Source organism: Pasteurella canis, from assembly GCF_020810675.1.
Lineage (GTDB): Bacteria > Pseudomonadota > Gammaproteobacteria > Enterobacterales > Pasteurellaceae > Pasteurella > Pasteurella canis.
In genome coordinates this window covers 873263-893426 of sequence record NZ_CP085871.1, presented here as the reverse complement: position 1 = coordinate 893426, position 20164 = coordinate 873263, and the positions used below count along the sequence as shown (strand labels likewise).

19 protein-coding genes are annotated in these 20164 nt (G+C 36.6%); 10 read left to right on the top strand and 9 right to left on the bottom strand.

Translation table 11 applies throughout. The annotated features are described in order from the left end of the window. Positions 1–16: 16 nt before the first annotated feature. The gene (locus tag K7G93_RS04235; RefSeq protein WP_226690542.1) at positions 17–802 is read right to left on the bottom strand and encodes a TOBE domain-containing protein; all 786 of its coding nucleotides are present in this window, start codon (positions 800–802) and stop codon (positions 17–19) included. A gap of 137 nt (positions 803–939) precedes the next feature. Between K7G93_RS04235 and modA the strand changes: the two genes are divergently transcribed. From modA to modC, 3 genes are all read left to right on the top strand, one after another. Then, positions 940–1704 (top strand): molybdate ABC transporter substrate-binding protein, encoded by a 765-nt coding sequence (modA, locus tag K7G93_RS04230; RefSeq protein WP_226690543.1) that lies wholly within the window; start codon positions 940–942, stop codon positions 1702–1704. Between the two features lie 149 nt (positions 1705–1853). Then, the gene (modB, locus tag K7G93_RS04225; RefSeq protein WP_373316108.1) at positions 1854–2543 is read left to right on the top strand and encodes a molybdate ABC transporter permease subunit; all 690 of its coding nucleotides are present in this window, start codon (positions 1854–1856) and stop codon (positions 2541–2543) included. After that, a complete protein-coding gene (gene modC / locus K7G93_RS04220) occupies positions 2530–3585 on the top strand; it encodes a molybdenum ABC transporter ATP-binding protein ModC (protein WP_226690545.1) in 1056 nt (351 codons plus the stop codon). The genes modB and modC overlap by 14 nt, the downstream gene beginning before the upstream one ends. Before the next feature lie 158 nt (positions 3586–3743). On the opposite strand, the gene dnaJ is transcribed toward modC, so the two are convergent. The 4 genes from dnaJ to dnaK form a co-directional block, all read right to left on the bottom strand. Further along, on the bottom strand, positions 3744–4862 hold the full coding sequence (dnaJ, locus tag K7G93_RS04215; RefSeq protein WP_160530907.1) for a molecular chaperone DnaJ: 1119 nt from the start codon (positions 4860–4862) through the stop codon (positions 3744–3746). A 188-nt stretch (positions 4863–5050) separates the two neighbouring features. Beyond that, a complete protein-coding gene (locus tag K7G93_RS04210) occupies positions 5051–6319 on the bottom strand; it encodes an O-acetylhomoserine aminocarboxypropyltransferase/cysteine synthase family protein (RefSeq protein ID WP_226690546.1) in 1269 nt (422 codons plus the stop codon). Between the two features lie 86 nt (positions 6320–6405). After that, a complete protein-coding gene (locus K7G93_RS04205) occupies positions 6406–6804 on the bottom strand; it encodes a GyrI-like domain-containing protein (RefSeq protein ID WP_223668258.1) in 399 nt (132 codons plus the stop codon). 120 nt (positions 6805–6924) lie between these two features. Further along, positions 6925–8829 carry a molecular chaperone DnaK gene (gene dnaK, locus K7G93_RS04200; protein WP_115322607.1) on the bottom strand — a complete coding sequence of 635 codons (1905 nt, stop codon included), beginning with the start codon at positions 8827–8829 and terminating at the stop codon, positions 6925–6927. A 305-nt stretch (positions 8830–9134) separates the two neighbouring features. Here dnaK and K7G93_RS04195 point away from each other — a divergent pair, with 305 nt between their 5' ends. Continuing rightward, positions 9135–10565 carry a YdgA family protein gene (locus tag K7G93_RS04195; RefSeq protein WP_115322608.1) on the top strand — a complete coding sequence of 477 codons (1431 nt, stop codon included), beginning with the start codon at positions 9135–9137 and terminating at the stop codon, positions 10563–10565. 92 nt (positions 10566–10657) lie between these two features. Here K7G93_RS04195 and K7G93_RS04190 read toward each other — a convergent pair whose 3' ends face one another. Beyond that, positions 10658–12037: a Do family serine endopeptidase gene (locus K7G93_RS04190; protein WP_115322609.1), complete on the bottom strand. Its 1380-nt coding sequence runs from the start codon at positions 12035–12037 to the stop codon at positions 10658–10660. Positions 12038–12349: 312 nt separating this feature from the next. Continuing rightward, entirely contained in the window at positions 12350–13561 is a 1212-nt protein-coding gene (locus K7G93_RS04185; protein WP_226690547.1) for an aromatic amino acid transport family protein, read from the bottom strand. Positions 13562–13771: 210 nt separating this feature from the next. On the opposite strand from K7G93_RS04185, the gene ribH reads away from it, so the two are divergent. From ribH to dapB, 6 genes are all read left to right on the top strand, one after another. Continuing rightward, complete coding sequence (ribH, locus tag K7G93_RS04180) at positions 13772–14245, top strand: 6,7-dimethyl-8-ribityllumazine synthase (RefSeq protein WP_049214171.1); 474 nt, start codon at positions 13772–13774, stop codon at positions 14243–14245. A 5-nt stretch (positions 14246–14250) separates the two neighbouring features. Continuing rightward, a complete protein-coding gene (gene nusB, locus K7G93_RS04175; RefSeq protein ID WP_115322611.1) occupies positions 14251–14685 on the top strand; it encodes a transcription antitermination factor NusB in 435 nt (144 codons plus the stop codon). Positions 14686–14704: 19 nt separating this feature from the next. After that, a complete protein-coding gene (thiL, locus tag K7G93_RS04170; protein WP_223668256.1) occupies positions 14705–15709 on the top strand; it encodes a thiamine-phosphate kinase in 1005 nt (334 codons plus the stop codon). Between the two features lie 2 nt (positions 15710–15711). Beyond that, a complete protein-coding gene (locus tag K7G93_RS04165) occupies positions 15712–16194 on the top strand; it encodes a phosphatidylglycerophosphatase A family protein (protein WP_226690548.1) in 483 nt (160 codons plus the stop codon). Between the two features lie 8 nt (positions 16195–16202). Beyond that, the gene (locus tag K7G93_RS04160) at positions 16203–16847 is read left to right on the top strand and encodes a homoserine/threonine efflux transporter (protein WP_115322613.1); all 645 of its coding nucleotides are present in this window, start codon (positions 16203–16205) and stop codon (positions 16845–16847) included. Between the two features lie 172 nt (positions 16848–17019). Then, positions 17020–17832, top strand: a complete 813-nt coding sequence (dapB, locus tag K7G93_RS04155; protein ID WP_191134720.1) for a 4-hydroxy-tetrahydrodipicolinate reductase — start codon at positions 17020–17022, stop codon at positions 17830–17832. 26 nt (positions 17833–17858) lie between these two features. On the opposite strand, the gene K7G93_RS04150 is transcribed toward dapB, so the two are convergent. Both K7G93_RS04150 and K7G93_RS04145 read right to left on the bottom strand, forming a co-directional pair. Further along, on the bottom strand, positions 17859–18449 hold the full coding sequence (locus tag K7G93_RS04150) for a response regulator (RefSeq protein WP_115322615.1): 591 nt from the start codon (positions 18447–18449) through the stop codon (positions 17859–17861). After that, positions 18443–20161, bottom strand: a complete 1719-nt coding sequence (locus K7G93_RS04145; RefSeq protein ID WP_226690549.1) for a sensor histidine kinase — start codon at positions 20159–20161, stop codon at positions 18443–18445. The genes K7G93_RS04150 and K7G93_RS04145 overlap by 7 nt, the downstream gene beginning before the upstream one ends. Between the last annotated feature and the right edge of the window lie 3 nt (positions 20162–20164).

Sequence of the window (20164 nt, the reverse complement as noted above, 5' to 3'; positions counted from 1 at the left end):
CTGCCCTTTTATATTATTAGTAAAGTGTAGCTAAGATAATTTGTTCAGGATCAATATGAATCCAGACTTTTTCATTAAGTTTTACTCTATCAGCTTGAGTTAAAGTAGCACAAAACTCAATTGCTGTCTGATTGACAGTGAGAATGACCTCCTCTCTATCTCCTTTATCTGTAATTTCTTTGACTTGAGCAGGAAAAGTATTAAAAGCGTTTTCTTGTAGAGGCGTGTGATGAATTTTGACCCAAGGTGCCTTAATCATCATCATGACTTCTTTGCCTAAAGCAAGTTTTAAACGCACCGCACTTTTTTCAGTAATTGAAACCATCAAGTATTGAGGAACTCCTTCTATCTCAATCTCCAAAAAGCAATGAATATTTTCATATTTTAAATTAACTATTTTGCCAAAGAATTGGTTACGGGCACTACTTTGTAATGAAAATTTGGCTGTTGCATGTAATACACTATCTAATGGTAAACTCTCATCTTGTAAAATTTGAAATGCTTTTTCCTGCGTTTTTTCCAAAAGATCATAGAGCTGTAATAAACGTTGAGCGTAAATTGTTAACTCTGTTCCTCCTCCATTTTTACCACCAACGTTGCGTTCAAGGAGCGGTTTTGGACTCATATCATTCATCGCAGCTAAATGATCCCATGCACTTTTATAGCTGACCTTAGCATTTTTAGCTGCTTGGTTAATTGAACCACACTTTTGAATTTCTTTTAATAGACGTACCCGTTTAGGGTCAACAAAAAGCTGCTGTTGTAATTTGATTGTGAGTAAAATTTCAGTATTTAACATCATTTTCTCCAGTATCGACGCTAAACTTTGATTTCTCTCACATTTTAAAGGAAAGTCCATTTTTTATATAGTATTTCTTTATTAAATCATTGTATAATTTTTTATATAAAGTTATTTACTCAATAAATGGAGCAATTTCTATGTTAAAACTAAAAACAATTTCTACTTCACTTGCACTAGTATGTTTTGCATTTTCTGTTTCTACGCAGGCGAAAGTGACGGTTTTTGCCGCAGCATCAATGACAAATGCCTTAAACCAAGTAGCAGAAAACTATAAAAAAGTTCAGCCTGAACAAGAGCTAGTTTTTTCTTTTGCTTCTTCATCAACATTAGCGAAACAAATTGAACAAGGGGCGCCTGCAGATATTTTTATTTCTGCAAATACAAAATGGATGAAGCACTTGTCAGAGAAAGCTCTGACAGTTAAAGAAACAGAAAAAGTATTAGTTGGTAATGAGTTAGTCTTAATTGCTCCAAAATCAAGCAAACTTAATGATGTTGATGTCGAAAAAGGGGAGTGGATTGCTGAATTAAAAGATAATTTCTTATCTGTAGGCGATCCTGATCATGTTCCAGCTGGACAATATGCAAAAGAAGCATTAACTTACTTAAAATTATGGGATAAAGTTGAAACAAAATTAGCACGAGGTAAAGATGTACGCGCTGCATTGGCTTTAGTCGAACGTGAAGAAGCTCCATTAGGTATCGTGTATAGTACTGATGGTAAAGTAAGTAAGGGGGTGAAAATTGTTGGTGTATTCCCAGCAGATTCTTATAAAGCCATTGAATACCCTATTGCTTTATTGAAAGAACATGATAATACGAATACTCGTGCATTTTTGGCTTATTTAGAATCTCCAGAAGCGAAAAAAGTATTCGCAGATTATGGTTTCGCTGTGAAATGATTTTGCATACAATAAAGAAGGACGCTAATTCTGCGTCCTTCTTCTTTTATTGGCATAAAGTGCGGTCTATTTTTAGCAAATTTCAACGTTAATAAAGTCAAGGATTCGTTTTGTTTACTGAACTTCTCATCACTCTTGGTCTAAGTACAATGGAAATTCAAGCCGTTAAATTAAGCTTGAGCGTTTCTGTAAATGCGATTTTATGGAGCTTACCTATTGCGATTTGCGTCGCATGGTTGTTAGCCCGTAAAAATTTTTATGGTAAATCCGTGATCAGTGGTGTTGTTCACTTACCTTTAGTTTTACCACCAGTCGTGATTGGTTATTTATTATTAGTCGCAATGGGGAGAAATGGTTTAATCGGTAAGTATTTATATAGTTGGTTTGGTTTTTCTTTCGCATTTAGTTGGAATGGTGCCGTATTAGCTGCTGCTGTTGTCGCATTTCCTTTAGTTGTGCGTGCAATTCGTTTATCACTTGAAAGTATTGATGTAAAGCTAGAACAAGCTGCGCAAACTTTAGGTGCATCAGCATGGAGGGTCTTTTTCACAATTACTTTACCCCTTTCATTACCTGGTGTATTAGCTGGCGTTGTACTTGGTTTTGCCCGTTCATTAGGGGAGTTTGGTGCGACGATTGCTTTTGTATCAAATATTGCAGGAGAAACACAAACTATTCCACTTGCGATGTACACTTTTATTCAGACACCAGGGGCAGAGGAACAAGCAGCAAGATTGTGTATTTTCGCTATCATCTTATCGTTAATTTCTTTACTTTTATCAGAATGGTTAGCCAAAAATATGCAGAAAAAATTGGGGCAAAGTGATGTTACACATTAATGCAAAAAAACAATTAGGTCATTTTATTCTTGAGGCTGATTTAACGATTCCTGCACAAGGTGTTACTGCTATCTTTGGTTTATCTGGCTCAGGTAAATCTTCTCTAATTAATTTACTCAGTGGTTTAGTTAAACTGGATCAAGGTAGCATTTCTTTAAATCAACGTGTATTAGTTGATACTGCTAAAAGTATTTGTTTACCCCCACATCAGCGGCGTATTGGTTATGTTTTTCAAGACGCACGTTTATTCCCACATTATAATGTGAGAGGTAATTTACTATATGGTGTAGAGAAATTTGATCAGCAAGAATTTGATTATATTGTCGATTTATTAGGTATTGAACATTTACTAAAACGATACCCGATTACTTTATCTGGTGGCGAAAAACAACGTGTTGCGATTGGGCGTGCGTTATTGACGAAGCCTGAAATTTTATTGATGGATGAACCTCTGTCAGCTTTGGATTTGCCTCGTAAACGTGAGTTAATGACGTATCTAGAGAAACTCTCTAAACAAATTCAAATCCCTATTTTATATGTGACACATAGTCTAGATGAATTACTACGATTAGCACAGCGAGTCGTGTTACTTGATGGAGGAAAAGTTCAGGCTTATGACTTATTGGAAAACATTTGGGAGAGTCCTTTATTTCTACCATGGAAGTTAGAAGATGAGCAAAGTGCAGTGCTTTCTTTGCCAGTTGTACAACATCATACCGATTATAAAATGACAGCTCTTGCTTTAGCACAGCAACAAATTTGGATCAAGGCACAGGATTGCCCTGTAGGAGAGCGAATGCGTATATGTATTAAGGGATCAGATGTGTCAATCAGTTTATTAATGCCAGAAAAAACGAGTATTCGTAATATCTTGAAAGGTAAAGTACATAAAATCTTAGAAAGAGAACATCGTGTCGATGTACAAATCCTATTAGAAGGGAATGTTATTTGGGCAACTATTAGTAAATGGGCATTGAAAGAGCTTGACTTACAGCTTGAGCAAAGTGTATTTGTACAAGTGAAAGCTGTTTCAGTAGTTTAACTAATACACTAAGCCATTTTAGTATACTGCTCAAGTCGTATGTACAATGAAATGCATCAAATAAATGATGTTATGGCGAAAGGATTTGACTACTAAGATTGATAAAACACAACCGCACTTTATTTATGATAGATAAAGTGCGGTTGATTTATAAAGATTTACTTACCTAAATTATCGAAGAAGTTTTTTACGCCGTCAAAGAAACTTGATGATTTTGGTTTATTGCTTGAACCTTCAAGACTTTCTTCAAGTTTACGTAATAACTCTTTTTGTTCTTCACTTAATCGTACTGGTGTTTCCACAATAATACGACAAATTAAATCGCCAGCATAACCTGAGCGAGTTGAAGTTACGCCTTTCCCACGCATACGGAAGAGCTTACCTGTTTGAGTTTCTGCTGGAATTTTGAGCTTAACTCGTCCATCTAAGGTCGGGACTTCGATTTCTCCGCCTAATGCCGCCATAGTGAAGCTGATTGGTACTTCACAATATAGATTATTGCCATCACGTTCAAAAATATGATGTTCACGTACATGGACCACGACATATAAGTCACCGTTTGGTGCACCATGTTCGCCTGCTGCACCTTCGCCAGATAAGCGTAATTGGTTACCTGTATCCACACCAGCAGGAATTTTAACAGAAAGATTTTTCTTCTTATGTATGCGACCATCGCCATGGCATGTTTTACATGGATTTTCGATTTTTTTCCCTGAACCATGACAAGTTGGACAGACTTGTTCTGTCACAAAAAATCCTTGCTGACGACGAACACGACCTGCGCCATGACAAGTTGGACATGTTTCTACTTTAGAGCCTTTTTCTGCTCCTGAGCCATCGCAAGTATCACAATGCGCCAGTGTGTTAATTTGAATATCTTTAGTTGTACCTCGAACGGCTTCTTCCAAGCTGATTTCAAGATCGTAACGTAAATCATCACCGCGTACGACACGTTGGCGACCTCGACCACCGCCAAAAATATCACCGAACATATCGCCAAAGATATCACCAAAGTCAGCACCGCTAAAGCCACCAGCTCCAAAGCCGCCTTGCTCAAACGCAGCATGACCATATTGGTCATAGTTTGCACGTTTTTGCTTATCGCTTAAGATTTCGTAAGCTTCTTGGATTTCTTTAAATTTTTCTTCTAGTTCTTTGTTGCCTTGCGTACGGTCTGGGTGATATTTCATCGCAAGTTTTTTATATGCACGTTTGATTTCTTTTTCATCCGCACTACGCTCAACACCAAGAACTTCGTAATAATCTTTTTTTGCCATAATATTTACTGTTTCCGTTTATTTACTACTTTAAATCAAATAGGGTTTCTTTGTTTATCAGGAATGATCTCTGTGCTATTTCTGATTTTTAAAGAGATAAGCTGATATTTCTTTTTCAAAAAATATAAGATTATTGCTTTAGTCTGCACTAACATAGGGCAGAAGTGTTTCTGCCCTGATTATTTTAATTATTTAGCTGCTTCGAACGCTTGTTCTAAATCTGCTAAAAGATCTTTGATACTTTCAATACCACAAGAAAGACGAATCAATCCTGCTGAGATACCCACATTTTCTAACTCGGTTTCATTTAATTGACGATGCGTTGAGGTTGCGGGGTGTAAGGCACAAGTACGAATATCAGCTACGTGCACTTCGCGAGAAACTAATTTCAATGCATTTAACCATTTTGCTGCTGTTTCTCTACCACCTTTAATTTCAAAAGAAATCACACCACATAAGCCGTTTGGTAAATATTTTTGTTTTAATGCGTAATCTTTTGAATTTGTTAAACCTGGGTAGCTCACTTTGGCTACTTGTGGATGTTTTTCTAAAAACTCTGCGACAGCTTGTGCATTTTCATAATGACGCTCCATTCGTACTGCTAAGGTTTCCATCCCTAAATTGAGTAGAAAGCTATTTTGTGGAGCAGGAGTTGCACCAAGATCTCGCATTAATTGTACGCGTGCTTTTACAATATAAGCGGCAGAACCAAAAGTTTCGGTATAAACTAAACCGTGGTAGGTTTGGTCTGGCGTACTTAATTGTGGGAATCTGCCGTTATTCCAGTCAAAGTTACCGCCATCAGTAATTGAACCGCCAAGTGCGACTGCGTGACCATCTAGATATTTTGATGTACTGTGGATCACTACATTGGCACCAAATTCAATTGGACGACAGAAATATGGGGTTGCAAACGTGTTATCTATTAATAATGGTGATTGTGATGCTTTTGCAAGAGCAACAAATTTTTCAATATCCAATACACGTAATGCTGGGTTTGCGATAGTTTCTGCAAATATAGCTTTGGTATTTGGACGAATTGCTTTTTTCAATTCTTCGAGTGGTAAATCTTGATCCACAAACGTCACTTCAATGCCCATTTTTTTGAAGGTATGAGCAAATAAGTTGTAAGTACCTCCATAGACATAAGAAGACGAGATAAAATGATCGCCTGCTTCTAAAATATTGAGCATTGCGTAAAATACCGCTGATTGACCAGAGGCGGTACACATTGTTGCCACACCACCTTCAAGCGCGGTCAGTTTTTCTTCTGCTGCATTTGTTGTTGGGTTAGACAAGCGTGTATAGAAATAGCCAGCCGCTTGTAAATCAAATAACTTGCCGATTTCTTCTGCAGAATCATAAGTAAATGTCGTACTTTGTACGATGGGCTGAATGCGAGCCTCCCCATTTTTCGGGCTATATCCTGCATGTAAACATTGTGTCGCAAATTCCATTGTATTTTTCCTTTATTGTTAATAATGTTATTTTATATAAGCAAAAGAGCGGTCATTTTTTGAAAAGTTTTACTGCATATTCTAGCTTAACAATGTGGTACAACAGAGATATAAATAGCCACTGAATTATCTGGATAGTATTTTTCAAAATCTACTGTATAAGCACGTTTTAGCAAACCTTGTTGCTCTTTTTTCCAAATAAGTTGCCAAGTTTGATAAATTTCATCTACTTTACAACGAAATACTTCGTAGAAGCTTAAATCTTCAATTTCAATAGTGGGGATGGTTGTCTTCACTTCTTGTTCTGTCGCAATTGCAAAATCATAGTCAGCTTGATTATCCGACTCATAATTAAAATAAACGCCATAACAGTATGCATTTTGAGGTAATAATTTCGCGTTCTCTTGCCATAGTGAGGGAATTACCTCATTAGCAATTTTGTTATTAAGACGTTTTTGTACAAGTGGGTAGAGTATTAGGGACATTTATCCTCCAGATTTATTTTTCTTTACCTTACTTTATCAATAAGGTAAAGAAAAATAGCTGATTGATTAATAGACCGAAAGGGCGTATCGCTACGCCCTTCGATTTTTGTGAAAATGAAATTACTTGTTATCTTTCACTTCTTCAAATTCAGCGTCAACCACATCATCATTTGGTTTTCCGCTTTGTGCTTGTTGCGGTTGCGCATCAGGCTGTGGCTGAGCCGCTTGCATTAATTTTTCAGACACTTGAATTAATGCTTGAACCTTCGCTTCGATTTCCGCTTTATCTTCACCTTTTGCAGCTGCTTCTAAGTCAGAGACCGCTTTTTCAATTGGTGCTTTATCGTCAGCTGATAATTTGTCACCCACTTCAGTTAACTGTTTACGTGTACTATGAACTAAATGATCTGCTTGGTTACGCGCTTGAACTAATTCTTCAAATTTACGGTCTGCTTCAGCGTTCGCTTCTGCGTCACGTACCATTTGTTGAATTTCTTCATCTGTTAAACCAGAAGACGCTTTAATTGTGATTTTTTGCTCTTTGTTCGTACCTTTATCTTTCGCAGATACATGGATAATACCATCCGCATCGATATCGAAAGTTACTTCAATTTGTGGCATACCGCGTGGCGCAGGGTTGATACCTTCTAGGTTGAATTGACCTAAAGATTTGTTGTCTGCCGCACGTTTGCGTTCACCTTGAAGGACGTGAATTGTTACCGCACTTTGGTTGTCTTCCGCAGTTGAGAACACTTGTGATTTCTTAGTAGGAATCGTTGTGTTTTTCTCAATTAAAGTTGTCATCACACCACCCATAGTTTCGATACCTAATGAAAGTGGGGTTACGTCTAACAATAATACGTCTTTCACATCACCCGCTAATACACCACCTTGTACTGCCGCACCGATAGCCACTGCCTCATCAGGGTTCACGTCTTTACGAGGTGCTTTGCCAAAGAATGCTTCAACTTTTTGTTGCACAAGTGGCATACGAGTTTGACCACCAACAAGGATGACATCATCAATTTGTGACACACTTAAACCTGCATCTGCTAATGCCACTTTAACAGGCTCTAATGAGCGAGCAACTAAATCTTCAACAAGTGATTCTAATTTTGCACGAGTTAATTTAATGTTTAAGTGTTTTGGTCCTGTTGCATCTGCAGTGATGTATGGAAGATTCACATCAGTTTGTTGTGCAGAAGAAAGTTCAATTTTCGCTTTCTCACCCGCCTCTTTCAAACGTTGCATTGCTAATGGGTCATTACGTAAATCAACACCTTGTTCTTTTTTAAATTCTTCAACTAAGTAGTTAATTACACGGTTATCGAAGTCTTCACCACCTAAGTGAGTATCACCGTTAGTTGCTAATACCTCGAAAGTTTTTTCGCCACCAACTTCATCGATTTCAATGATTGATAAGTCGAATGTGCCACCACCTAAGTCGTAAACAGCGATAGTTTTGTTGCCTTGACCTTTATCTAAACCATAAGCAAGTGCTGCTGCTGTTGGTTCGTTGATGATGCGTTTAACTTCTAAACCAGCGATACGACCAGCATCTTTAGTAGCTTGACGTTGAGCGTCGTTGAAGTATGCAGGTACTGTAATTACGGCTTCAGTTACTGGCTCACCTAAGAAATCTTCTGCAGTTTTCTTCATTTTTTTCAATACTTCTGCAGAGATTTGTGGTGGTGCCATTTTTTCACCTTTTACACCGACCCATGCATCACCATTATCGGCAGCAACAATTTCAAATGGCATAATGTTAACATCGCGCTGTACCTCTTCGTCTTGGAAACGGCGACCAATTAAACGTTTAATAGCAAATACCGTATTTTTTGGATTAGTAACAGCTTGGCGTTTAGCTGGCTGTCCCACTAATGTTTCATTATCTTGTGTATATGCAATGATTGACGGAGTAGTACGATCGCCCTCTGCATTTTCGATGACACGTGGTGTACCACCGTCCATAACAGCCACACAAGAGTTTGTTGTACCTAAGTCAATACCAATAATTTTTCCCATTTTTATTTTCTCCTAGTAAATTCGTTAATTCGCTTTGTTTTTCCAAAATAAGGACGAAATTTTGTATTTCAAGTGATGAAAAGAAAAATTTTTCATATTCATTTCTGTCATATTTTGTTCAGTTTGTTTGTGCTGTAATAAGTGAGGTTAAAAGCTAAAAGTTCAAGAGGAAATATAAAAATTTATTTTAATATAGAAAACAATGCATTTTATCGCCGAATAAACTATGAAGAATATATTCTATACAATCATGATTTATGATAGATTAAGCACTTCAATTAACCTTTATTTTAGGAAATTTATTTATGAAAAAATCATTAGTTGCTTTAGGTGTTATTGTTGCGCTTGGTGCTGTTTGGACAGGAAGTGCTTGGTACACGGGCAAATCAGTAGAAGAAAAAGCACAGGAACATCTTACTTTAATTAATACACAATTTGCAGGCCTTGAATCTGCAGGTGGTGAGATTAAATTTGATAATCTGTCGATTGAGCGTGGTATTTTTAGCTCTAATGTAACTTATGATTTCATTGTAAAACTGCCTGATACCCAAGTGAAAGTTCCATTTGAAGGTACTTTGTATCATGGACCATTTCCACTAGATCGTGTTGCTAAATTTGATCTTGTGCCAACATTACTTTCAAGTAATGATCGTATTGTGAAAAATGAAGAAACTCAAGCATGGTTCGATTATGCACAAGGTAAGAATCCATTCGAGAGTCAAATTAAAATTGGTTATGATTCGACTTTTAGTGGTCAGGCAAAAATTGCGCCAGTTAAGTTCGACTTGATTGATGCAGATCTTTTATGGAAAGGGATTGAGCTGAAGTTTGATAAAGTAACCGAAGGTGGCATTGGTAAATCACAAGCAATTATCGAAGGATTAAAACTTGTTGTTGATAATACAGATGATTCTTCTAAAGCGATTGTTGAAATAAATAATATTAAAATTGATAGTGAGTTACAACGCAGTGAATGGGAGCATATTCCAGCAGGTAGACAAAGTGCATTGATTGATAGTTTCCGAGTTTCTCTTACTGAACGAGACATGAGAGATTTTAATTTAGAGTATAGAAACATGTCTTTCGATGCGAATACTAAAATAGAAAATACTTCGGTTAACTATGAATTAGTTACTAAGGCACCAGAAATGTTAGTTAATGGTAAAACAGTTGGTGATTTAGATGCTAAATTTAAGCTTGAAAATTTAGATGGTAAAGCAATGAATGAACTATTGGCTATTCTTGATAAGAATCCAGATTATGAGCCTTTGCCAGAAGAACAAATTCAAGCATTAGCTAAAACTATCTTACAGAATCAACCATTATTACAAGTTGATCCGTTAAAATTAACAACAGATGCGGGTGATCTTAAAGCTAATCTTATCATTGAAATGGCTAGCGGTAATTTTGATGTCCTAGAGCAAGGTAAAGTTTTAGAACTATTCAAGCAATTAGCACTGAATATTGATTTAAATAAAAACGCTTTAGTTAAACTAGTCGCAATGGTTGAAGAAGCTAATGGTGTTACAAAAGAAGAGGCCATGTTAGCTGCTGAACAAATGGTAAATGTCATGTTTGAAGAGGCAATCCAACAAGGTGTATTGGTCGATTCAGAAAAATCAGTAAATTTAGGATTATTGCTTGAAAATAATGCGTTGAAGTTAAATGGGCAGGCTATTCCTGAAGAGCAAATTTTAATGGCTGTCGTATTGTTTTTCTTAGGTTTGGGCTATTAACAGATAATTAAATATTACAGTCGATTTAAGTAAAACGCCAAGGCATATTAAAAAAGGACAGATTAATCTGTCCTTTTTGTATTTATGAATTGTTATTGAATCAATAAATAGAAATTATTTTCACCTCGAACAATATTTAGTGCAATTGCAGATGGTTTAGTATCTAGAATTTTACGGAGTTGCCCTAAGTTTTCCACTTTTTGGCGATTAACACCGACAATAATATCATCTTTTTTCAGTCCACGTTGTTCTGCAATGGATTTTGGTGCAACACGAGTAATGACGACACCCTTTAACCCTTTTTCATCATAATTACTCATTTCTGCACCTGTTAATGCAGGAAGTAAAGTACTCGCATCTGCTTGAGTTTGATCATCAGATTGTAAAGTAACTTTTGTCGTTTGTTTTTTACCATCACGTAAATAAGCTAATTCAATTTCTTTACCTGCTCCTGATGTGGCAATTTTTGCACGCATTTCTGCAAAACTTGAAATTTTTTGACCATTCATAGCGATAATAACATCACCTGCTTTTAAGCCTGCTTTTTCGGCAGCTGAGTTTGGTAATACTTCACTGACAAAAGCACCCTGTTGTGCTTCGATGTCAAATGCTTTAGCTAAATCAGCATTTAATTCACCACCTTTTATCCCTAACATACCACGACGAACTTCTCCAAATTCAAGAATTTGTTGTACGAGATTGTTTGCCATATTAATTGGAATAGCAAAAGCAATACCTGCATTCCCACCACTTGGTGAAATAATAGCAGTATTAATACCAATTAACTCACCTTGTAAATTGATTAATGGACCACCAGAGTTACCTCGATTCACTGCTGCGTCTGTTTGGATATAGTTTTCATAAGTGCCACTATCTGAGCCAGTTGAGCGCCCTAATGCTGAAATAATACCAGATGTAACAGTTTGACCTAGGCCGAATGGATTACCAATTGCCACAGTAAAATCCCCTACACGCAGTTTATCTGAGTCAGAAATAGTAAGTGCGGTCAAATTTTTTGGTTTTTCAATTTGAATCAGTGCTACATCAGATAACTCATCAGCTCCAATAACTTTCGCAGTAAGTTCTCGACCATCTTGTAACTGGACAGTAATTTTATCTGCACTATCAATAACATGATTGTTTGTTAATACATAACCTTTTTCGGCGTTAATAATGACACCAGAGCCAATACCACGGAAGTTGCGAGGAGCACGGTCATTAAAAATATCAGGACCAAAGAAAAATCGAAATTCTTCGGGAATGCCCTGAAATTGTGCTGGACCATTGGATTTTGCTTTGCCTTCGACTGAAATTGAGACAACAGCAGGAAGTACTTTTTCTAGCATTGGCGCAAGACTTGGGACTTGTTGACCATCAATATGAGTAGGCAATGAGGCTTGACTGATCATTGGGGTTGATAGAATGCTTAATCCGAGTGCAATACTGGTTAATAGAAAATTTCTTTTTTTCATTGTTCATTTTCTCCAATAAAAATATAAAACAAATTAAATGATAAAGCGTAGTTTAAGTATGTCATAAGACAAAGAAAATGAAAAAATGTTCGAATTTGTCAAAATTTTTTCATTCTAGTATGGCTTCATTTATTTTCTTGAAAAGACTTAAAGTAGTAGATGATATTTATATACTTTAACTGTATTTTTTAGCGATATAAGGAAGATGGGAATCGTGAGTCGCCGTGTTTTTTTATTTACATAGATAAGTAAATAAAAAAGGGCAAATGTTGTGTATTTGCCCTTTAGGAAGTGAATGATTAAAGAAAAGATTTAGCCAATCACAGCAGGTAAATAGCCAGCTTTAATTAAGAAAGGCACATTCATAATCAGAATACCGAGTATTAATGCGCCTAACAAAGCCATGTTACCGCCTATAACACGATATGGTAATTCTGGATAACGTTTTCTTGCACGCCATGCCATTCCTACGGGCAATACTAAACCATAAAAAGTAAACATTTGTCCTGCATAACCTAGTGCCATCACAAAACCTTCTGGATAGAACAAAGCAAAAATAAGTGGTGGTAAAAATGTTAATAAGCCTAATGAAATACGGTTTGTTTTAATGTTTACTCGTTTTAGTAAATCATATAAACAGTCAAATAGAGACAGAGCAACACCTAAGAAAGAAGTAATCAGTGCTAGAGTGAAAAATAAACGCATTGCCGAGCTAATAATACCACTTCCTGTTACTTGATAAGTCGCTGTAATGAGACCATTTAATGTTGGATCTGTGTTTAAGATTTCAACGAATTGCGTTTGTGGGAAAACACCGTGTGTTGCCATCTGCCATACAATATAAGCCACAAGTGGGATCGCTGTACCTGTAATGATAGCAATACGTAAACGACGAATATCTCCATCTAAGTAGCTGTTAATACTTGGTATGATGACATGGAAACCAAAAGAAGTAAAAAAGACAGGGCTGGCTGAAATAATTAAGAAATCTTTTAATGGCATGGCAAGTAAATTATCACTTTTTACAAGTGGCAGCATCATCAGTAACACTAATGCAAAAGCGACTAATTTTATAGCAAAGAGTAAACGCGTAAGCATATCTACTGCACTCGTACTAATGACAATAAACACGCCAAGTACAACAGTGAATAAAACAATTGAAATTGATGTTGCATGTTCACCTAAAAAAGGTAATACACCTGCTAGTAGTGAACCACCGCCTGTTACATAAGCAGATAAAATAGCATACATAAACACAATGAGTGAAAGAGTTGCTAAAATTCGTCCTGGTAAGCCAAAATATTGCTCTGCTAATGTAGCAATTCCTGCATTTTTTGTTTCTGCTTTTTGGTAGACCTCAACAAAAAGTAGCGCGCTATACGAAAGCAATCCCCATAAAATGAATAAAAGAATTAACGTATAAGTAAAGCCCATTTCTGCTGAAGTGAGCGGCATCGCAAGCATACCAGCACCAATTGTAGTACCAGCAACTAGCAGCGCGCTTCCAAAAGTTTTATTTTTCATAAGAACTCTCAATATTTGAATAGATAAAAAGTAGCCATTTTAACGTAAAAAAATATCATGTCACTATTGTTTTTATATTATGTCATTGTTCTTAATATCCAAGCTGAAGGTTTGTGAATAAATGTCTCAATATAACTACTGATTGAATAAAAATTTTGTGTTAAAATTCGCAACCGATTTTATCCAATTAATTGTAGATTAGGAAAGAACATGAAAGTATTAGAAGGTACAGTAGCTGCGCCAAATGCGAAAATAGCAGTCGTCATTGCACGTTTCAATAGTTTTATTAATGAAAGCTTATTAGAAGGTGCTATTGATGCCTTGAAACGTATTGGTCAAGTAAAAGAAGAAAATATTACGTTAGTACGTGCACCAGGAGCATATGAGCTACCTTTAGTAGCTCGCCGTTTAGCTGAAACAAAGAAATATGATGCGATTGTGGCTTTAGGTACAGTTATTCGTGGCGGAACAGCTCATTTTGAGTATGTGGCAGGTGAGGCGAGTAGTGGACTAGGACAAGTGGCAATGAATGCGGAAATCCCAGTAGCCTTTGGTGTATTAACAACAGAAAATATTGAGCAAGCTATTGAACGTGCGGGTACAAAAGCTGGTAATAAAGGTGCTGAAGCAGCATTAGTAGCTTTAGAAATGGTGAATTTATTAGCTCAAATTGATGCGGCGTAATTTAGATGACAGAATCAAAAGTAGAAAAAAAAGTCTCGCCACGTCGTCGTGCGAGAGAATGTGCTGTGCAAGCTTTATATTCTTGGTATGTATCACAAAATTCTCCAGCCGAAGTTGAATTAGCTTTTATTGCTGATCAAGATTTAAAAGGCGTGGATGTTTCCTATTTTCGTCAACTCTTCCGTCAAACGGCTGAAAATGTGGAAATTGTGGATGAAACGATGACGCCTTATTTGGATCGTGATATCAAAGAACTTGATCCTATTGAAAAAGCTATTTTACGTCTTGCTGTATATGAACTGAAATTTGAGCTCAATGTGCCATATAAAGTTGTTATCAATGAGGCAATCGAAGTAGCAAAAGTATTTGGGGCAGATGACAGCCATAAGTATGTGAATGGCGTTTTAGATAAAGTTGCGCCTGCATTATCTCGTAAATAACTATTATTAGAGGTGATTTATGAGTAATGGTGAATTTGATTTAATTCAACGTTATTTCACAGCCTCATCAAAACGTACTGCTCGTAAAGATGTTATTGTCTCTATTGGTGATGATTGCGCTATTACTGAATTGCGTCAAAATCAGCGCTTGGTCATTACGACAGATACAATGGTGGAAAATACTCACTTTCTCTCAACAATCAGTCCAGCAGATCTAGCCTATAAAGCTGCTGTGACTAATTTAAGCGATCTTGCTGCGATGGGAGCTGAACCTGCTTGGGTTTCTCTTGCATTAACCTTACCAGAGGTGAATGAGCAATGGCTAAGTGAATTTAGCCAGAGTTTTTTTGATGTACTGGATCATTATAATGTTGATCTAATTGGTGGGGATACAACCAAAGGTCCTTTGTCTATCACTATAACTGCACATGGAATCATTGCTAAAGGTAAGGCACTTTGTCGACATAGTGCAAAAGTAGGTGATTGGATTTATGTTTCTGGCACGTTAGGCGATAGTGCCGCTGGTTTATCATTGTTATTAGCGGGCAAAAGTGCGATTAATTCTACTGAAGAATTTTTAATCCAACGTCATCTTCGACCAACACCACGGGTCCTATTAGGACTTGAATTAGCGGTTTCTTCACTAGCTAATTCTGCGATTGATATTTCTGATGGTTTCATCGCAGATTTAGGACATATTCTTGAACGTAGCCAATGTGGTGCTGTGGTTGATGTTGATAAATTGCCACTTTCTCCACAGCTTGTTAGTATTTTCGGCTTGCCAAAAGCAGAAGAATTTGCTTTAACTGGTGGTGAAGACTATGAATTGTGTTTTACAGTACCTGATAGTAATAAAGCAAAATTAGAGCGTGCTTTAGCCTATATTGGGGTAGAATACACTTGTGTTGGACAAGTGCGAGCTATTAGCCCGCAAAATAAAAAACGGATAAAATTTGAACGTAATGGCGTACCGATAGAAATAGGGCTCAAGTCTGGTTTCGATCATTTTGCTTTGGATGAATAAAAATGACATCACCTATTCAGCGCATTAATCTACGTAATCCAATTCATTTCTTAGCAGTCGGCTTTGGTGCTGGCTTAATTCGCCCTGCTCCTGGTACATGGGGGAGTGTAGCTGGTCTCTTATTAGGCCAGTTTTTATTACACTATTTAAGCCACAGTTTTTTCTTTTTTTTAACCGTACTTTGTTTTTGGTTTGGCTGTTATCTCTGTCAAAAAACTGCAGATGATATGGGCGTACATGATCATGGTGCGATTGTTTGGGATGAGATTGTCGGTATTTTCCTTGTTCTACTTGCTATTCCTACATTATCATTTTTTTGGTGTATTACTGCATTTGTTTTATTTCGTCTTTTCGATATTTTAAAACCTTATCCTATTCGTTATTTTGATCATAAGTTAGAAAGTGGCTTTGGGATTATGTTAGATGATGTGCTTGCAGCAATATATGCTATTTTAATTGTTTTTCTGTTGAATCTTTTCATCTAGGAAATATCATGCTTAATTTAGTGATTGTGCATTTCTTTGGCCTGATTACACCTGGTCCAGATTTTTTTTACGTGAGTCGTGTGGCTGCGAGTAATTCACGGCGTAATGCGATTTGTGCGATCATTGGTATTACCTTGGGGGTTTTCTTTTGGGCATTAGCCTCAATTTTAGGTCTTGCTCTCTTATTTACAACTATCCCTCTTTTTCATGGGATAATTATGTGTTTAGGCGGCAGTTATTTAGCTTATTTAGGCTGGCTAATGGTCAATAGTCGGACTAATGTAGAGTTTGAGTCTTATTCTGAACAAGAATTAAATGAAAATACCACAATTCCAGCAGAGATTCTAAAAGGGCTATTGATTAATCTTTCTAATGCAAAAGCAATTATTTATTTTGCTAGTGTGATGTCACTCATCTTAGTCAGCTTAACTGAAGTGTGGCAAATACTAACTGCACTTTTTATCATTGTAATAGAAACTTTTCTTTATTTTTATGCCATTTCTATTCTCTTTTCTCGTCGTTTAGCAAAACAATTTTATAGTAGATACAGTCGTTATATTGATAATCTTGCTGGTATCATTTTTCTTATGTTTGGTGCTTACTTAATTTATCACGGTTTCACCGAGATGAATCTATTCAGCATGCTTAAATAAGCACAATATGAGTGCTTATAATGAATAAATCACTCAATAACAATTGTTAGTGCATCTTATTTGTGTGATCTTAGCCAATAGAGAGAAAAAAGTGCGGTGGAAAAACAAAAAGTTTTATGTGAAAATCCAGTGAGATAGATAATAATTAAACTCTGATAGGAAGGAAAATCGTATGACATTAAGAATCGCAGTAGTCGGAGCTGGTGGTAGAATGGGACGCCAGCTAATTCAGGCTGTATCAGAAGCAAATGATGTTATATTAGGGGCAGCATTTGAACGTCCAGGATCCTCTTTAGTAGGTGTAGATGTAGGCGAGTTAGCGGGTATTGGTAAGTTAGGGATTGCTGTTTCGGATGATCTTATTAGCCAGAAAGATCAATTCGATTTATTGATTGATTTTACTCGTCCAGAAGGTACATTAAATCATTTACAATTTTGTGTTGAGCACCACAAAAAAATAGTGATTGGTACAACAGGATTCGATGAGGCTGGAAAGAGAGACATTCAGCAAGCAGCCCAAAAAATACCAGTTGTGTTTGCTTCAAACTTTAGTGTAGGTGTAAATTTAGTCTTTAAACTCTTAGAAAAAGCAGCGAAAGTGATGGGTGATTATTGCGATATTGAAATTATTGAGGCACATCATCGTCATAAAGTGGATGCGCCCTCTGGTACAGCATTATCAATGGGTGAGCATATTGCAAAAACATTAGGGCGTGATTTAAAAACACATGGCGTGTTTACACGTGAAGGGATTACAGGTGAACGTAAGCCTGATGAAATTGGTTTTGCGACTATTCGTGCGAGTGATGTTGTCGGTGAACATAGTGTATGGTTTGCTGATATTGGCGAACGAGTTGAAATTGCACACAAAGCTACGAGTCGTATGACGTTTGCCAAAGGTGCCGTGCGAGCAGCTAAATGGTTGGTAAATAAAGAAAATGGATTATTTGATATGACAGATGTATTGGATTTGAATAATCTATAAATAATAAGGCAGCTTTAGATGCTGCCTTATTTTTTACTTCCAAGTTGTGCTGTTTTATAGATAAGTTCTGCAATGGTTTGAGCTTGCATCTTTTCCATAATGTGCGAGCGGTGTACTTCGACTGTACGTACTGAGATATTTAAGGTTTCTGCAATTTGTCTATTAATACAGCCCTGAATTAATAGCTCAAGTATATCATGTTCTTTTCTACTCAGTAGAGCATAGCAACTTTGAATTTTATAGCGTTCATAGCTTGTTTGTGTTTTTTCTGCTGCTATTTTTAATACAGATTGTAATTGGCTGAATTGTACAGGTTTTTGTAAAAAGTCTACCGCACCTTGTTTCAACTCTTGTACTGCCATTGGTACATCACCATGAGCCGTCATAATCACAACTGCAAGCGTACTATGGTTTTGTTGTAAAAATTGATGGACTTGATGACCATCTAAATGTGGCATTTTCATATCTAATAGCACAATACCTTGTTCAAATAATGGGACATTATCGACAAATTCTTGGCTATTTGACCATGTTTGTACTTGATAGCCTGCTTGTTCTAATAAAAAACGAGCAGCATCTAGTACTGTTAAATCATCGTCAACAAGATGAATTAACATAGTTCCCCCTTCTTATTTGGCAATTTTAAAATCACTTCCGCACCAGATTGTGTTGTACGATTGTGTAAAGAAATTTCGCCTTCAATTGAGCGAATTAAGCGCTGGCATAAAACTAATCCTAAACCTAACCCGTTGGCTTTACTGGTACGGAATGGAACAAATGGAAATTTTAATTCGGCAGGAGCAAAGCCTGACCCATTATCTAGAATATGAATATAAATAAAGTTATCTTCCTGCTTAACTTCAATTTGAATTTCACTGGCATGAGCTTGCGAAGCGTTCAACAAACAATTACAAATGACTTGTTCTAGAATAGTCGATTTAACTTCAATTTTTAGTGAAGATGGACAAGTTAAATCAATATGTGGTTGTTTATGATGTTGTAATGTCATGAAGCTAATAATACGTTGCAATAATTTTTGCAGTTGTACACATTCTGTTTTATCGTCTGTTTTGCCTTTTGCCCAGTTCATCAGATTACGAATGATTTCTGCACTGCGATCGACTTGCAATAAGACTTTGTCAAGAATCTCAATTGTTCTTTGTTCGGTTGCATGCTGACTTAACTGATATTTAATGCCTTCCACATACATACGAATAGCAGATAATGGTTGGTTGATTTCGTGAGCAATACCTGTACTCATTTCGCCTAAAATACTGAGGCGATCCGCTTGGGCTAATTGTTGCTCATATTGACGCATTTCTTGGTAGGCTTTTTGTAATGCTTTACTTTTACGATGGATCTGAAAGCTGATCCAAAGGTAATTGAGTAAAAATAATAAGCTAATAAAAATGATCCAGCCACGATATTGTTGAAACCAATGTTTTGTACTTTGCCATAAATCTTGTTTTGGGTGTTTATATAGGCTACGTAAGATAGTATCTGCTTGTGAGGTAGAATAAGGTGGTGTCCATTGTGGTAAATGCGAGGGGATTTCACTCAGTAATAACCTGACTAATTTAGATGTTAAATCAACAGGAACCTGAGGTAATGCAGCTAATGACCAGTTAGGTAATAATTCTGTGCTGACTAAGCAACCTAATGTATTTTCTTTACCTGCAAGTAGGCGGAAGTCCTCTTGTTTAATTACACCTTCACGGGCGAGATCTTCTAAAATACAGGCTGGTACAATCGCGCCATCAACTTTTTTCTCTTGTAATAGAAGTAACGTATTGTCTACAGGAAATCCTGTGTATTTCAACTGAAAATCTTTGTTTTCAATTAAACCATGTTGGTATAAGACATTATATCCTAGCAAAAATCCACCGAAGGCATTATTTCCAACTGCGCTTAAAGTTTTATTTTTTAGGTCTGTTAATTGATAAAATGGGCTATCTTGCCGTACTAAGATAGCGCTACCAATTCTTCCCATTGTCGCATGCTCAATTTGGCGAGGAGATCTTAATGTGACTAACCAACTCACTTGATTATTATTGAGGTAAAAGAATTGTGCTTGATTAGTTAAAACAAAATCAACCCCCTGTGCCTGTTCTTCGATTAAATCATTTAAATCTAAAGTAACCAATGAGAATTGATGTTGTGATTCAAATTGTTGGTTTAGCCAATCGATCCAAGGTTGCCATTTAGCATGTGTATGTGCAATACCTCGTTGTGCCAAAATACCGATTTTCCATTGTTGTGAGAAGGCGAAACAAGGTAAGAGCCCAATGAGCAAGATAAAAATTTTTAAAAACTGACCGCACTTTTTCACATT

What these genes read in the sequence shown, in the direction of transcription:
- K7G93_RS04235 (WP_226690542.1), bottom strand. Translation starts at nt 802, where the DNA reads ATGATGTTAAATACTGAAATTTTACTCACAATCAAATTACAACAGCAG.
- modA (WP_226690543.1), top strand. Translation starts at nt 940, where the DNA reads ATGTTAAAACTAAAAACAATTTCTACTTCACTTGCACTAGTATGTTTT.
- modB (WP_373316108.1), top strand. Translation starts at nt 1,854, where the DNA reads ATGGAAATTCAAGCCGTTAAATTAAGCTTGAGCGTTTCTGTAAATGCG.
- modC (WP_226690545.1), top strand. Translation starts at nt 2,530, where the DNA reads ATGTTACACATTAATGCAAAAAAACAATTAGGTCATTTTATTCTTGAG.
- dnaJ (WP_160530907.1), bottom strand. Translation starts at nt 4,862, where the DNA reads ATGGCAAAAAAAGATTATTACGAAGTTCTTGGTGTTGAGCGTAGTGCG.
- K7G93_RS04210 (WP_226690546.1), bottom strand. Translation starts at nt 6,319, where the DNA reads ATGGAATTTGCGACACAATGTTTACATGCAGGATATAGCCCGAAAAAT.
- K7G93_RS04205 (WP_223668258.1), bottom strand. Translation starts at nt 6,804, where the DNA reads ATGTCCCTAATACTCTACCCACTTGTACAAAAACGTCTTAATAACAAA.
- dnaK (WP_115322607.1), bottom strand. Translation starts at nt 8,829, where the DNA reads ATGGGAAAAATTATTGGTATTGACTTAGGTACAACAAACTCTTGTGTG.
- K7G93_RS04195 (WP_115322608.1), top strand. Translation starts at nt 9,135, where the DNA reads ATGAAAAAATCATTAGTTGCTTTAGGTGTTATTGTTGCGCTTGGTGCT.
- K7G93_RS04190 (WP_115322609.1), bottom strand. Translation starts at nt 12,037, where the DNA reads ATGAAAAAAAGAAATTTTCTATTAACCAGTATTGCACTCGGATTAAGC.
- K7G93_RS04185 (WP_226690547.1), bottom strand. Translation starts at nt 13,561, where the DNA reads ATGAAAAATAAAACTTTTGGAAGCGCGCTGCTAGTTGCTGGTACTACA.
- ribH (WP_049214171.1), top strand. Translation starts at nt 13,772, where the DNA reads ATGAAAGTATTAGAAGGTACAGTAGCTGCGCCAAATGCGAAAATAGCA.
- nusB (WP_115322611.1), top strand. Translation starts at nt 14,251, where the DNA reads ATGACAGAATCAAAAGTAGAAAAAAAAGTCTCGCCACGTCGTCGTGCG.
- thiL (WP_223668256.1), top strand. Translation starts at nt 14,705, where the DNA reads ATGAGTAATGGTGAATTTGATTTAATTCAACGTTATTTCACAGCCTCA.
- K7G93_RS04165 (WP_226690548.1), top strand. Translation starts at nt 15,712, where the DNA reads ATGACATCACCTATTCAGCGCATTAATCTACGTAATCCAATTCATTTC.
- K7G93_RS04160 (WP_115322613.1), top strand. Translation starts at nt 16,203, where the DNA reads ATGCTTAATTTAGTGATTGTGCATTTCTTTGGCCTGATTACACCTGGT.
- dapB (WP_191134720.1), top strand. Translation starts at nt 17,020, where the DNA reads ATGACATTAAGAATCGCAGTAGTCGGAGCTGGTGGTAGAATGGGACGC.
- K7G93_RS04150 (WP_115322615.1), bottom strand. Translation starts at nt 18,449, where the DNA reads ATGTTAATTCATCTTGTTGACGATGATTTAACAGTACTAGATGCTGCT.